The organism is Bacillus sp. AFS018417 (assembly GCF_002560985.1).
Classification (GTDB): Bacteria; Bacillota; Bacilli; order Bacillales; family Bacillaceae_G; genus Bacillus_A; species Bacillus_A rhizoplanae.
Window position 1 is genome coordinate 1 of sequence record NZ_NTTM01000023.1, and the last position, 14,168, is coordinate 14,168.

Sequence of the window (14,168 nt, forward strand, 5' to 3'; positions counted from 1 at the left end):
GTTGGTCAGAACAAAAATTGGAAACAGGAAACGGATATGGGAAAGAAACAGAACCAAACGTTTTGTCATATCCCACACAGTGTATTGATTCAAATGATTACATATAAAGCAAAAAAAGTAGGTATCGAAGTGATTGTAATCGAAGAATCGTATACATCCAAAGCAAGTTTTTTGGATCTTGACTTCATTCCAACGTATAGAACAAATGACAAGCATGCAACTTTTTCAGGAAAACGAATCAAGCGTGGTATGTATCGTTCTGCAAAGGGAATCTTCATTAATGCAGACGTAAACGCCGCGGCTAATATTTTACGAAAAGCATTCCCGAATGCATGGACAAACGGGATAGAGGGGTTAGGTGTGAAACAGCTCGCCAGTGTGTTAACTCCACTAACGTTAATCCTCCGTTAGATCGAAACGTTAGAAACCCCCACTTCCAGCTCCGCTAAGTGGGGGAGTATTCATTTAGGACTGTTTTTGAGTATCTGAATGTTTTTATCTCTTTCTCCGCCATCGGAAAGCTCCTCTGAAAATTCATGGTCTGCTTTCTTTCCTAGCAGCAATTCAGATGACCGGATTGTGCTGGATGGCAAATTATTATTTGGTGCCGCCTGTTCATTCCATTTCCCCATCAAAATCACCTCTTTTTATTAGTATTAGAATTTTGCCATGATTTTATCCCGCTATTCGTGAGCAGTAAGACCCCCACCTCAAGATTGAAAGAGAAGCGCAGGAAAAAGATGTTGCTATTGTTGGCACGAAAGGATATTACCCTATCTCTAAAAAGAACAAACAACATTCAAGCTTGGAATTTGGCAGATGCATTGCTGGCTTTTATTAATTTCCTATAACCAACGTTATACGAATGAAGGAGCTTCAGTGTTAAGCTAAAGCTCCTTCAGATTACTAAAATCACCTTATTGTTTCCGCCCTTTATCTTTCTTATTTCATTTCTTTATTGATTAAATTGTAGGCGATTTTTAAAGCTTTGTCGTTCATCCCCGTTTTAAAATAATAGTTAAATAATTCCTTTTTATAAAGTTGCAATAAATTTACATAATTATTCACTCGAAAGAATGGTAAAGCATAATTTTCTATATATTTATAATAATAATCTTCTTTGTCTTCTATTAGATAAACAAGAAGGTTAAAAAGTATGGTAGATAAAAAATCATTATTATTTGTTGCACTGGCCAAGCCTTCATGAGTAAGACGTAATAATTCCTTATTAGATAATAAATTTCCTTTAAAACAACTTTGAATATAGCCATATAAAGAATTTAAATTTTTGGGCAAAGTCTCCTTTTTTAAATCAATCGCCTTTTTGTACAATTCACTCGCTGCGTTATATTCTTTTCTCTCAAAATATCGGATTGCTAAATTATGTAAGACGATAGCCTTCCTATGCGGAACGTTGCATAAATCACAATTTTGAATTAGATTTTCATATCGTTCGATTGTTTCTTTGAAATCAAAGTACTCATTTTCTTCTACTAGTATCAACATAAGTATTTCTGTATCAATGACTTTTCGGAAATTGCTACTTGCTTTGAAAAATTGCAATGCTTTTTCAGCATAGTAATATGCCATCAATTTAGAGTTCGTTTCATAATAGGCAAGAGCTAAATCATAGTAATATTCAAGGTTATTATATTCTTCAGCATCGATTGTTTTTAAAGTATTGATTGCGCTTGGAATGTCTTTTTTTAATAAATAACATTTTCCCATTATATGTTTAAATAAATTCTGTTCATAAGAGGTTAGTTTTTTATAGTTTCTTTGTACCTCTGTTGCTATTTCGTATGCACTCTTTTCATTTTTATGTAAGAGATAGTATTTTGCTTGTAACAGTTTATAGAGTAAGTGATAGTCAGATAGATATAACCATTTGATCTTTTCAAAGTCAGTTTTTATTTTTTCTGCCTTTTCAAAACATTCCATGATAATGAAATCATGCCAACGATGTAGTTGTCTTTCAATATTACGAAAGGAGTGTATTTCCTGATTTATATCTATTTCAAGGCGCTCGGACAGAAGCGTTATAATTTCTGGAGAATACTCGGTAACCCCTCGTTCGATTTTGCTAATATGAGTAACAGAACAAACTCCTTTTACGAGTTGTTCTTGCGTTAATCCAGCTTTTTCACGATGAAACTTAATGATTTTCCCTTCGTACATTATATCCCCACCCTTTGATATCTATAAAATTATACACCCGCCTTTTGATATTTATAAAATTAAGATCATCACTCTATCTTTTTTGTTTGTGCTCCTAATTTAATTGAATCGCTGTTGTTTTCCCATTGCTCATTTGTACTTTTTCCATGATTATCCCCTTTAATAATCATCTTTTAAAGAACATTCACGTACCCTATAAAGATTTTGTCCTCCTTTAATTTTATTTTGGGTCTATTTTAGAACTTGTCCTTAATTATATCACAACCTCCAAATTTAGACACAATATTCTGAAAAACGACAAAGTTTCTTAAGAGCTCAAATTGCTGTACAAATTGTTGAATATGATGCTGCTTTTGTGGGCTTGGCAAATACAGCATTTACGAATGGTTATTCCTAAATATTAAGATTAATAATTTATATTACCCCAATTTACATAATATTTAAAATAAATTACTCTTACTATAGACACATTGATATTGCATACATCTTCTTGAATAAGTATAAGGCCATCATGATTGAGATGAAGAAGAAGTTTAACAGTATGTTCTTTAATAAAGAAGGAAATTTCACTGCGTTTATGTATATCTCATACATAAAAATAAATTTTTCGGGGGAGAAGTATATCAATTAAGAACAAATTTGGAATGACGGTATTATCAGGTGCTTTAGCATTATCTTTACTTGGGGGAGGGAGAAAGCAAGTAATAAAAAACAAAAAACGTTTTAATTATATAAAAAGATATTTGTTTTATTAAGAATATATGAGGGGGGTAAAGCTATGAAGTTTAAGAAATCAATGATTGCTGTGTTATCAACTTCTATTATTTTAGGTGGGCTTGCAGCTAAACCAACTACTAGTTTTGCAGAAAAACAGTCAATAACGCAAACAGCAGACTGGGGAGTCGTAAATAAAGAAGCATTAAAGAAATATTTAATAGATAGTGGACAGATAGATAAAAATGCAGATCCTCAAGAAATTGAAAAAAAGATTCAAGAATATGTTACAAAAGGAAAAACAACACCTTTTAGTCAGACAGAAGGTATTGATACATCAAGTAAGTTTGGTTTAAAAGCGTATAAAGGTAAAAAAGCTGTACAAAAAGACACAGAAGAAAAAGTTGCTGGTATTAAGGAAGCAACCCCTGAAAAAGGTACCACGAAAAAAGAATTTGTAGATAATTCAGTTGTTGCACTTATTGAATTTCCTGATTTTCATCATAATAAACTGCCTGAGCCTGATGAAAATGATCCTCTTTTTACGTTGTATGGGTTTGGCAATAGTCTTTGGGTTTCTGACTTTAACCAAGAACATTATAAAAATTTAATCTTTAATCCTGATGGATACAAAGATTATAAAGGAAGAAATTTCATATCTGTAACCCAGTATTATGAACAACAGTCAGCAGGGTACTGGCATGTTGATGGTGAGGTAACACCTTGGGTTATGGCTAAGAATGATATGGCTTATTACGGGGCACCAAAAGGAGCAGCAAAGGATGCAAGACCACAAGAGCTCGTTAGAGAAACTTTGGAAGCTGCAGGGAATCAAATTGCTGGCAATGAGGCAAAATATGATCAACGTGATCCATATGACTTGGATGGGGATGGAAATACAATGGAACCAGACGGCTTGCTGGACAACCTATTTATTGTTCATTCCGGTCCAGATGAAGCGGCAGGCGGCGGGTCTGTAGGGGAGAATGCATTATGGTCCCATCGTTCTGTCATTGGAGCTGAGCCAATACAAATTCCGGGAACAAATTTAAAAGCATACGATTATATTATGCAGCCTGAAGATGGAGCAGCTGGTGTGTTTGCACACGAATATGGGCACAATTTAGGTTTACCAGATGAATATGATACTGGATACACTGGAGGGGGTTCGCCTGTTGCAAATTGGTCCATTATGAGTGCGGGGAGCTGGGGCGGTAAAATTCCAGGCACAGAACCTACAGGGTTTAGTCCATTTGCGAAGCTATTTTTCTATGAAAACTATGGAGGTAATTGGCCAAAACCAACTGTTATTGATTTTCCGAATTTAGAAGAAGCTCGAAATGTAAAATTGAAAGAAGCGGTTGCAGACTCAAAAAATGGGAAAATATTAAAAATTAATTTACCAGATGTTTTAAAAGATGCTCCGACGAAACCGCTAGGAACAAAATCATACTTCTCTACAAAAGGAGACAGGTTAAAAACGAGTATGACATCTCCTGTTATTGACTTAACGAATACTTCTCATGCAAAATTAACATTTGATTCATGGCGCGATATTGAGAGTGATTATGATTACCTATATGTAAATGTATATGAAGAGGGTTCAACTCAACCTGTGCAAATAAAGGTATTTTCAGATACTACAAATAATGAATGGGTAAAAGATGAAATCGACGTTTCTCAATTTGCAGGCAAGAAAATTAAAATTGAGTTCCAGTATGTAACGGACCAGGGATTAGCGAAAGAAGGATTTTATGTAGATAATATTAAAGTTGCAGCAGATGATCGTGTAATCTTTAAAGATGATGCAGAAACAAGTTCCCAGTTTACATTAAATGGGTTTAAAGAGTTTGACGGTGCGCCAGTCGCATTTCCAAATTACTACTTAGCAGAATATCGTACACATAATGGAGTAGATAAATCACTTGCTTATTCAGAAGATATTCCGTATGACCCTGGGATGGTTGTGTGGTATTATGATGGCAGTTATGGAACAGACAATATGACAGGATCTCACCCAGGACATGGGTTCTTAGGAATAGTAGATGCTCATCAAGATCCGATTTATCTGAATTTTCTATTCAGTTATCCGAACGGTGAGATGAAAAAATTTTCAGTTATAGGACCAATACAGCACCAAATCGCAGATGCAGCTTTCGGCCTTACCCCTACATCGAAGTATGATGCCACCGGATTTTCTTGGATATTTCCTTACAAAGTTGAACTAGATTCCCGCCCAGGCATCAGTACGTTTAACGATCAAAATGATTATTCTACACCATTTAATCCAAGCGGCGGAAAATTATTGCCAAAGAACGGTGTGCAAATTGATGTTCTTCGAGTAGATAACAGGAAAAATGAAATACAAATACAAGTATCAAAGAAAAAGTAGAGAAGAAAATATTTAATGCGAATGTGCCGAGAGGCTAAAAACGCACGATTAACCGGTACCATTAAACAATAACTTCTGATAACACTGATTATATGAATCAAAAAAGGAGCGGCCATTACGGTCGCTCTTTTCATTTATAACAAACTAAAGATCAATTGGAAGACTTCTTTAGCAGTGCCTCATATTTGATTGGAAACCCATATCTCTATACGAAAAGCATTGCATTAGCACTCTTCAGGCTTACCAGCATTCGTTGCTGTGCGGAAAGATGAACCGCATCCGCATGATGCGATAGCATTTGGATTATCAATCGTAAACCCGCCGCCAAGCATCGATTGTTTATAATCGATTTTTACTCCTTTTACAATTGGAGCACTTTCTTTATCAATAACAAATTCAACACCGAAAAATTCAAGAACTGTGTCGTCTTCATTTGGTTCTCTTTCAAATCCTAAGCCGTAAGAAAGACCGCTACATCCACCGCCGTGCACTGCAAGGCGAACGTATTTCTCTCCATCTTCAGCATCCTTTAACATATCTTTAATTTGATATGCAGCTTGTTCTGTTACAGTAATCATAGAATCCACCTTCCTTTCTTCTTTCGTTCTATTATACATCTTTACTCTTCAATCTTATAATAATATACACCGCTGCAAGTGACCTCTGCAGGACCATTCATTAAAACTGTTCCTTCTTCTGTCCACGTAATCATTAAATCTCCGCCTGCTAAATGAACAGTGATTTCTTGTCCGCGCTTCATCTTTCCATTCAAGATTGCAGCTACAACTGCGGCACATGCTCCTGTTCCACACGCTTGTGTAATACCAGAACCGCGTTCCCATACACGGAAATACATTTCATGATGATTCAGAACTTCAATAAATTCTACATTCACGCTTTCCGGAAACATCTCGTGTGTTTCTAGCACAGGGCCTAATGTTGTAAGCGGCGCTTCGTCAATATCATCTACAAAAATAACAGCATGCGGATTTCCCATTGAGACAGCTGTAAATGCATAGCGGTGATTGCTGTAAAGGAAATCTTCACGAATAAATGGTGTTTCTCCTTCACCTAACATCGGTAAATCTGTGCGTTTTAATCGCGGCGCACCCATATCAATTGTAGCGGAAGTTACAATTCCATCTTCAACTACTACTTCTGCTGTAACAATTCCTGCTAACGTTTCAATTGTAAAAACAGTCTCTTCTACTAATTTATGCTCATATGCGTACTTTGCAACGCATCGCAGTCCATTCCCGCAGCTTTTTCCTTCTGAACCGTCTTTATTAAAAATACGCATCTTTACAGGAGCAACGTCAGATGGACAAATTAGAATCATTCCGTCAGAACCAATCCCAGTATTCACATTTGACACTTTTTCAGCAACTTTCGCTATATGCTCTTCTGCAATTTGTTCTTCAAACATATTTACATAAATATAATTATTTCCAAGACCGTGCATTTTCGTGAAAAAAAGTTGTTCCATATTGGTTCACTCCAAAATTTTTTATTGTTATAAGTATAAAATGAGCGCTTTTGGAAAACAATAAGAATGTCCCCCGTTTCTCATATTCAACGACAATTTTGGCGTAACAAGGTCGTGCTTACACGTATCGTGTAAGAAAAAAGCCCTTCAACAAAGGGCTTTCTTTTTATATATATACATATCAGTACTTGCTGCACTAATTAGCCTGTTCCTTCGAGATGATTTTATGTATCCAAATAAAAAAGACGCTGCTTCGTTGCAACGCCTTAAAACATCGGATTTTCATCTAAATAATCATATATATTTTTCACAAGTTCTTCCGGTGTTTCACCTTTTACAACTTCACCGTTCACAAGTGCATACGGTCCTTCAAAGCAAATACCGCAATAACCAAGACAACCATACTCAATCACATCTAAATTCGGATCTTTCTCTAGTTGTTCCCTTGCCTTTTGCGCACCACTTGCAAGGTTGCCAACACAAAATTCAATTAACGGTTTAATCACCCTTATTCCCCCCTACCTCTATATATTAACCCTTGTTTTATAACAGTAAAACTAAGATGTTGTATAAATCGAGCTGAAACGACTAAAATTTTCAATCGTTTTATGCGTTAATCCTTAATAAAAAGCACTTTTCGGTCGAAAACTGCAACATTCTACAATTTTTTCACAAATCGCCCCACTTTTCTTCTTATTGTACAACAGATTATGCATTCATACATTGTTATTTGCTTCTGAATTCGATATAATTTGAGTGGGTAAAGTCAAAATATTTTTGTAATATAAAAACTTTTTATGATTAGGGGATATTTCAACAGAAAAGGGGTAATCCATCATGAAGCACCTCGTAATACTTGGTGGGGGCTACGGTGGAATGAGAGTTTTACAGCGTCTTCTTCCGAGCAACCAACTTCCGGATGATGTTCAAGTGACATTAATCGACAAAGTGCCGTATCACTGTTTTAAAACAGAATACTACGCATTAGTAGCAGGAACGATTTCTGAAACGCATATTCGCATTCCATTTCCAGAACATCCACGACTTAATATTCAATACGGGACGATAACTAATGTTGATTTAGAAAACAAAGCCGTTCATCTTGATGACGGTGAAATTGTGAATTATGATGACTTAATTATTGGACTTGGTTGTGAAGACAACTATCACAACGTTCCAGGAGCGCAAGAACATACGTATAGCCTTCAATCCATTGAACAAGTTCGTCAAACATATCAACAACTAAACGGTTTAGAGCCACACGCAACAGTTGCTGTTGTAGGAGCTGGACTAAGCGGTGTTGAAGTAGCAAGTGAACTTCGTGAAAGCCGTCCAGACTTAAACATTTATTTATTTGACCGAAAAGATCGCATTCTTTTCCCATTCCCAGAAAAATTAAGTAGATATGTAGAAGAGTGGTTTTTGAAACATAATGTTACAATCATTCGCAACTCGAACATTACAAAAGTGGAGCCAAATATTGTGTATAACCACGATGAACCACTTGAATGCGACGCAATCGTATGGACAGCTGGCATTCAAGCAAATGAGGTTGTTCGTAATCTACCTGTCGAGCACGATAATAGCGGTCGTGTTGTATTAACAAAATATCATAATATTCCAGATTTTGAGAATGTGTATGTGTTAGGTGATTGCGCTGCGTTGCCGCACGCACCATCTGCTCAGCTAGCAGAAGGACAAGGCGAGCAAATTGTCCAAATATTATTAAAACGTTGGAATAATGAAACATTACCAGAAGAACTACCTGTTATTAAATTAAAAGGTGTTCTTGGTTCTCTCGGTAAAAAACACGGCTTCGGTTTACTCGCAAATCAGCCATTAATGGGCCGCGTACCTCGCCTTTTAAAATCAGGTATTCTTTGGATGTATAAGCATCATAATGGTTAAACAAAAAAACAAGAGCGCACGTGCAGCTCTTGTTTTTTTGTTTTCACTTTATCTTCCCCACCTCTTCTTACATCCCTCTATCCCAAACAATAAATACTTCTTCGTCATCTCAGCACGTCTCCATCTCGATAAGGACGGTTTCATTCCTCCTTTGTGACGAATTCGATATACGTCTTGCAACAGCGGTTCCCATTGCTTAAAAGATTGCATCACGTATTGCAGCCCTTCATCTTTAGAAACAATCCGTTCCGTCTCTAACGTGTATATGATACGTCCCATTGTCACAACTGCAAACTCCACCCATTCTGTAGATAAAAATAAATACGGACGCTTTACTTTCTCACTCCAATATTGTTCCACATTGTATTTCATTGTGTTCACAACATCATTCCACGTGATTGCATACGGAAGTTCGTTTGCTTGTTTACCCCAAACAGTAATACCTTGATTTTTTAATGTCCACCACGTCACAGAATTAATATCCCAATGCCCTTCATTCATTTTTCCATCTGAACAATATAAATACGGTGACATTTCATGATTTTGCTTTCCTAAATCAACAAGCGGAATATACATACCGTCCATTCGCTTACCAAGATCATGTTTATAGAGTTTCTTATGTAGTTCACGTATCTTCACTTTCTCTGCTTCACTCACTTGTTCTGTTGTCACCGTTACAAAATCAACATCACTCATTCCCAAATGAAAAGCTCCTAATGCTAATGAACCATACAAATACACGCCAACTAGTTTTTCTTTAGAAACGATTTCCTGAAGTCCATTCACATACTGCTCTAATAAGACCTTTACTTCTTCTGGTACAAAATGCTCCGTTACGATACCCATAAGTATACCCCTAACGCAGCTACCACATTTGGAATCACTGCAAACACATTCGTTTTAGCAGATTGAAAACGGGATTCTTTTCGCCTTGGCTTTGCTGAAGCAAATGTCCCCCGCGCTCCTAAAATGAATCCATCTATACAAAGAAATGCTGCACTAGCTAAGAAAAAGAGGCTCAGCCAACCTGCTAACGAGTAAATCATCGCTGCATCTCCTTCCATATAGGCAATACCGCTGACTGCAAAAAGCCCTATACTCCCTATTACAAAGCCCTTCTTCATCTCATCCACCCTTTCGAATACGGAAAAAGCCCTTGCGTTTCGTAATCTACGTTGCAAGAGCTCTGTGAGTTATAAGTTATATTATAAATATTTCTCAATTTCTTCGTATACATCCTTCAAGCGAGGATTGCCTTCTCCGACAATCTCATTATTCACAAGAACAACAGGATAAAATAAGTCTTCTTCAATCACACGCTCAGCAAAAGCTCGTTTTTCTTCCTCTTCTTGCTGCTCGTGAATGTCCACATATTCAAAGTGAAATTTCTCTTCTTGTCTTTCATACTTCCTTCCAATTGCTGCTTGCAGCCATTCATACGTTTCCGTTGATGACGGCATCCCAACGCAGCTAGCACATACAACCTTTGCCCCATAGACGCTAACTTTAATCATATTTTCTCCCCCATTCGCACATACATTTTTTTCTGCATCTTATTGTCACATATAAGAAGGAATTCTCTATAAACTATTTGGACAACATAAGAAAGATAGTGAACTACCCTCCACCTACGCTTTGCTTAGTGATGGGGGCTTCTAAGGTAATCGTGCCTAACGATACGAAATTTACTTAGCTACCAAGCCTGTTCCATGCTCTGTATGTGATTATACTAACAATCGCAATCCTTCACGTTTGATATTGATAGAAGCATTCCAGTCCCTGTCTGCCACAAAACCACAATCACAGTGGAATGTGCGTTCAGAGAGAGGAAGAGACTCCTTTACTTGACCACAACATGAACAAGTTTTAGATGATGGAAACCACTTATCTATTTTGATAAGCTTTTTCCCTTGCTCCTCTAACTTGTATTGAAGAAATGTCGTGAACATGCTCCATGCGTTATCAGCAACGCTTTTGCCAAAATGAAGGGCTTGTGACATTCCTTTCATGTTGAGATCTTCGATAACCACGCAATCATACTGTTTCGCTAATTTTTGCGATTCCTTATGTAGAAAATCTTTTCGTTGATTCGCAATTTTTTCATGTATCTTCGCTACTTTCAGACGCTGTTTATGCCAACGATTAGAACTTTTCTTTCTGCGTGATAGAATACGCTGTTCCTTTGCTAACTTTTCCAAGGCTTGTCGATAAAATCGAGAGTAATTGGCTGTCTTACCTTCCTCACTATCGACAAATAAGCCGTTCATAGAAAAATCTAATCCAACAACAGCTTGTATTTCTTTTTGTATAGGTTGATGTTCATATTCAGTGAGAATAGAAATATAGTATTTTCCTGTTTTTGTTCGAGAAATCGTACAAGACTTGATGATATGGTGTGAGGGAATTTTTCGATGTTGCTTCACTTTCACTAGTTTCAATTTCGGTAATTTGATATAGCCATCCAAAAGCATAATGTTTCCATTAACCACATTAGTTGTATAGGATTGTCTCGCCTTACGAGTTTTGAACTTCGGAAATTCAGCGCGCCCAGAAAAGAAGTTTTTATATGCCTTTTGCAAATTAAGCCCTGCGTTTGCCAATGCAAGGCTGTCTACTTCTTTGAGCCATGCGAACTCTTTTTTATACTTGGCAGGAGTAGGGAACTTTTGTTTCTTTAGGGTTTCTTTGTCTTCTTTGAACTTGTCATATGTTTCCTTTTGTTCCACCAACATTTTGTTGTAGACGAAACGAACACAACAAAAGGTTTTTACGAAAAGTTGCTCCTGTTCTTGTGTTGGATACAAACGGAATTTGTACGCTTTATTTGCCATATCGAATCACCTCATTTCATACCTTGATTTTCTACATATGTCTTTATCACTTCAATGGGCGAACCACCTGTTGTATGAGACTTCTTTCCAATGAAAGTTAAAAATAGATTTTCCCCCGCATCTTGATTATAATAAAACTAATGAAAGGAGTCGATAAAAATGGAAAACGAAAACTTACACGAACAAGTAGCAGAAGTATTAGATAAATTACGTCCATTCTTACTTCGTGATGGCGGTGACGTAGAATTAGTAGATGTTGAAGAGGGTATCGTTAAATTACGCCTTCTAGGTGCTTGCGGCAGCTGCCCAAGTTCTACAATCACATTAAAAGCTGGTATCGAACGCGCACTTTTAGAAGAAGTACCAGGCGTAATCGAAGTAGAACAAGTATTTTAAGCTAAAGAAAAGAGACCCACTATGGTCTCTTTTTTCTAAATTACATATTATGTTAACCAATCTAACTTACGAATTCCTAACTTATCAACAGGTAAACGAATAAGGTCATAAAAGTGCTGAAGAAATTGTTCCGATTGATCTACCCGCTGTAAAATGGTTTCTAGCCGATCTTGATATACATATTTCTGCGTCTCGCTTCCAGTTAAGTAATACCCTTCAATTGTTTCAAAGTAATGAAGAGGAAAGAGAAGACGCGCAAATAGCAGCCGCCATCCAAAAGAAGATAATGGATAGTTACGTTCATAGTCGGTTACAAATTGAGCAATTTCTTCTTCCCAGTTCGCTCTTTTTTCAAAAGAAACGTGACGGACCCACTCTGCTAAGTCGCGGCTTGGATGATCGTATACCCAATCAACTGGCAGCTTTAATCGCTTCGTTTGCTGCCAAAGTAATGGCGTAAATCGTTCTTGACAAATCGTTGCGGCGTCAGCGCGTTGAGGAATATCATCAATTTCTGTATCCATTACATATTGAATCGCATTTTCGGCAAGACCTAAATAGTAAGGGAATGATTCGATAAATAATTGTTCAAACATGTCAGTAGGGTGACTCACTATTTTTGATTGCCAAAAGCGTTCGAGCTGATCTAATCGTTTTTCCCACAGCGCCTTCCATTCACCAATTCGGCTGAGATGTTCAATATCATCAGAAAAGAATGCTCCGCGCTTATGAAATAACGATAGCTCGCTTCCTGAAGACATTACATTGCGCTCTAACATACGCATTCCTTTCAGCAAACAATAATTTGTATCTTCTATCTCGCTAACATAATAACCTTGTATGTTTGGAACAAACGTCGCAACTGTAATATCGCCTTGCTGATTCATATAATCACTTAACTTCTTCATTTCAAAAAGCTCTTCTTCTTGCAAGTTTCCCGTAGCAAGAAGCACATAAGTTTTATTTCGAACCCAAAAGCTTTTATAGGGACCGAGGGTTGTAAATTCTTTGACGTGTATATGGTAATGCTCATAAATATGTTGAATCATCGTACTCGCCACCTATATTTTTTCTATATATATATGAGCTTCTGATTAACTTTCATTCCTATGCACATAGTACACATATACGTATACAATATTAAAAAGAAAAAAAGGTGATAATCATGACACAACGAAATGAACTACAAGAAAGAGCATTACAATTACTACAAGAACGCGGTGTAACAATTGACGATATTGCAGATCTCGTTCATTTTCTTCAAAAAAAATATCATCCCAATTTAGCAATGGAAGAGTGTCGTTATAACGTAGAACGCGTCTTATCCAAACGCGAAGTGCAAAATGCACTCATTACAGGAATTGAGCTGGACGTCCTTGCCGAAAAAGGGTTGTTAAGCGCTCCTCTTCAAGACATCATACATCGTGACGAAGGATTATACGGTGTAGATGAAGTCGTTGCCTTATCTATCGTCAACGTATACGGTTCAATCGGTTTCACAAACTTTGGCTATATCGATAAATTAAAACCAGGTATTTTAGAATATTTAAATGACAAATCCACAGGTAAAGTTCATACATTCCTCGATGATATCGTCGGAGCAATTGCCGCTGCTGCATCCAGCCGTTTAGCGCATAGAGCTGCACACGCTGAATAGTACAAAAACAGGAAAAACCAACTTCTTTAAGCTGGTTTTTCTTATTTGTTTTTACATTCCGCCGCGTCATACTCCATAAGTAAAAATTCCCTTCCCCTGCTCATGAAAGAAGTCTTCTTTTGAAAACCTGCTTTCATATACAGAGCGATTGCACGCTCATTAAAAGTAGCTACGCTTAAACGGATTTTCTCTGGTCTAAATTGCTCGTTCGCAAACTGCAGTCCAGCTTGTAAAAAAGATATCCCCAATCCCTTTCCAGTTAACGCCGGTTTCATTCCAAGCCCAATATCCACAACACACTCACCTGTGTATAACTTTGCCTCTCTTCCGCCCGGCACTTGTGCGTTATCCCCAAAACAAAAATAACCGACGATTTCATTATGCTCATTACGAACGCCATAATATGTACCGTCGAGCAATTCTTCCAGCGTTTCAGACGCTCCGGTAAAACTATATAATTCATACGGTGCATCATATTGCCACACATTTATGTTTTGCGCTTCTTCTAGCGTAAGTCTATGAATGTTCATTCCTACGTTCACCTTCTCTTTCCTTCTACATATTCGCTCACGCTAGGAAAACTCCTGTTTCTTAATCTGTAAGAGG

16 protein-coding genes are annotated in these 14,168 nt (G+C 37.1%); 5 read left to right on the forward strand and 11 right to left on the reverse strand.

What is annotated here, in order from left to right; all coding sequences use genetic code 11:
* Window positions 1-411: zinc ribbon domain-containing protein (locus CN326_RS09800; protein WP_141525018.1), on the forward strand; the 411-nt coding region annotated here is incomplete at its 5' end.
* Window positions 412-461: 50 nt separating this feature from the next.
* Here the strand turns inward: CN326_RS09800 and CN326_RS24590 are convergent.
* Together CN326_RS24590 and CN326_RS09805 are read right to left on the reverse strand one after the other, a co-directional pair.
* Window positions 462-632, reverse strand: coding sequence for a hypothetical protein (locus CN326_RS24590; protein ID WP_176524580.1), 171 nt, complete (start codon window positions 630-632; stop codon window positions 462-464).
* Window positions 633-942: 310 nt separating this feature from the next.
* Window positions 943-2,178, reverse strand: coding sequence for a helix-turn-helix domain-containing protein (locus CN326_RS09805; protein WP_098308728.1), 1,236 nt, complete (start codon window positions 2,176-2,178; stop codon window positions 943-945).
* A gap of 778 nt (window positions 2,179-2,956) precedes the next feature.
* On the opposite strand from CN326_RS09805, the gene CN326_RS09810 reads away from it, so the two are divergent.
* Complete coding sequence (locus tag CN326_RS09810; RefSeq protein WP_098308730.1) at window positions 2,957-5,284, forward strand: immune inhibitor A domain-containing protein; 2,328 nt, start codon at window positions 2,957-2,959, stop codon at window positions 5,282-5,284.
* 224 nt (window positions 5,285-5,508) lie between these two features.
* On the opposite strand, the gene CN326_RS09815 is transcribed toward CN326_RS09810, so the two are convergent.
* From CN326_RS09815 to CN326_RS09825, 3 genes are all read right to left on the reverse strand, one after another.
* Window positions 5,509-5,862 carry a HesB/IscA family protein gene (locus CN326_RS09815; RefSeq protein WP_098308732.1) on the reverse strand — a complete coding sequence of 118 codons (354 nt, stop codon included), beginning with the start codon at window positions 5,860-5,862 and terminating at the stop codon, window positions 5,509-5,511.
* 41 nt (window positions 5,863-5,903) lie between these two features.
* Entirely contained in the window at window positions 5,904-6,770 is an 867-nt protein-coding gene (gene dapF, locus CN326_RS09820; protein ID WP_098308734.1) for a diaminopimelate epimerase, read from the reverse strand.
* A 266-nt stretch (window positions 6,771-7,036) separates the two neighbouring features.
* Window positions 7,037-7,276: a YuzB family protein gene (locus CN326_RS09825; protein WP_098308736.1), complete on the reverse strand. Its 240-nt coding sequence runs from the start codon at window positions 7,274-7,276 to the stop codon at window positions 7,037-7,039.
* Between the two features lie 331 nt (window positions 7,277-7,607).
* On the opposite strand from CN326_RS09825, the gene CN326_RS09830 reads away from it, so the two are divergent.
* Entirely contained in the window at window positions 7,608-8,678 is a 1,071-nt protein-coding gene (locus CN326_RS09830) for an NAD(P)/FAD-dependent oxidoreductase (RefSeq protein WP_098308738.1), read from the forward strand.
* Window positions 8,679-8,726: 48 nt separating this feature from the next.
* Here CN326_RS09830 and CN326_RS09835 read toward each other — a convergent pair whose 3' ends face one another.
* The 4 genes from CN326_RS09835 to CN326_RS09850 all read right to left on the reverse strand — a co-directional run bounded on the left by CN326_RS09835 (window position 8,727) and on the right by CN326_RS09850 (window position 11,509).
* Window positions 8,727-9,524 carry a nucleotidyltransferase domain-containing protein gene (locus CN326_RS09835; RefSeq protein WP_098308740.1) on the reverse strand — a complete coding sequence of 266 codons (798 nt, stop codon included), beginning with the start codon at window positions 9,522-9,524 and terminating at the stop codon, window positions 8,727-8,729.
* Window positions 9,512-9,802 carry a hypothetical protein gene (locus CN326_RS09840; protein WP_098308742.1) on the reverse strand — a complete coding sequence of 97 codons (291 nt, stop codon included), beginning with the start codon at window positions 9,800-9,802 and terminating at the stop codon, window positions 9,512-9,514. The genes CN326_RS09835 and CN326_RS09840 overlap by 13 nt, the downstream gene beginning before the upstream one ends.
* Window positions 9,803-9,883: 81 nt before the next feature.
* Window positions 9,884-10,192 carry a YuzD family protein gene (locus CN326_RS09845; protein WP_098308744.1) on the reverse strand — a complete coding sequence of 103 codons (309 nt, stop codon included), beginning with the start codon at window positions 10,190-10,192 and terminating at the stop codon, window positions 9,884-9,886.
* A 210-nt stretch (window positions 10,193-10,402) separates the two neighbouring features.
* On the reverse strand, window positions 10,403-11,509 hold the full coding sequence (locus tag CN326_RS09850) for an RNA-guided endonuclease TnpB family protein (RefSeq protein WP_098308746.1): 1,107 nt from the start codon (window positions 11,507-11,509) through the stop codon (window positions 10,403-10,405).
* A 159-nt stretch (window positions 11,510-11,668) separates the two neighbouring features.
* Here CN326_RS09850 and CN326_RS09855 point away from each other — a divergent pair, with 159 nt between their 5' ends.
* Window positions 11,669-11,905, forward strand: a complete 237-nt coding sequence (locus CN326_RS09855) for a NifU family protein (RefSeq protein ID WP_098308748.1) — start codon at window positions 11,669-11,671, stop codon at window positions 11,903-11,905.
* Between the two features lie 47 nt (window positions 11,906-11,952).
* On the opposite strand, the gene yutH is transcribed toward CN326_RS09855, so the two are convergent.
* Window positions 11,953-12,954 (reverse strand): spore coat putative kinase YutH, encoded by a 1,002-nt coding sequence (yutH, locus tag CN326_RS09860; RefSeq protein ID WP_098308750.1) that lies wholly within the window; start codon window positions 12,952-12,954, stop codon window positions 11,953-11,955.
* Window positions 12,955-13,070: 116 nt separating this feature from the next.
* Between yutH and CN326_RS09865 the strand changes: the two genes are divergently transcribed.
* Window positions 13,071-13,562, forward strand: coding sequence for a phosphatidylglycerophosphatase A family protein (locus CN326_RS09865; protein WP_098308752.1), 492 nt, complete (start codon window positions 13,071-13,073; stop codon window positions 13,560-13,562).
* 41 nt (window positions 13,563-13,603) lie between these two features.
* Here CN326_RS09865 and CN326_RS09870 read toward each other — a convergent pair whose 3' ends face one another.
* Window positions 13,604-14,092, reverse strand: a complete 489-nt coding sequence (locus tag CN326_RS09870) for a GNAT family N-acetyltransferase (protein WP_098308754.1) — start codon at window positions 14,090-14,092, stop codon at window positions 13,604-13,606.
* Between the last annotated feature and the right edge of the window lie 76 nt (window positions 14,093-14,168).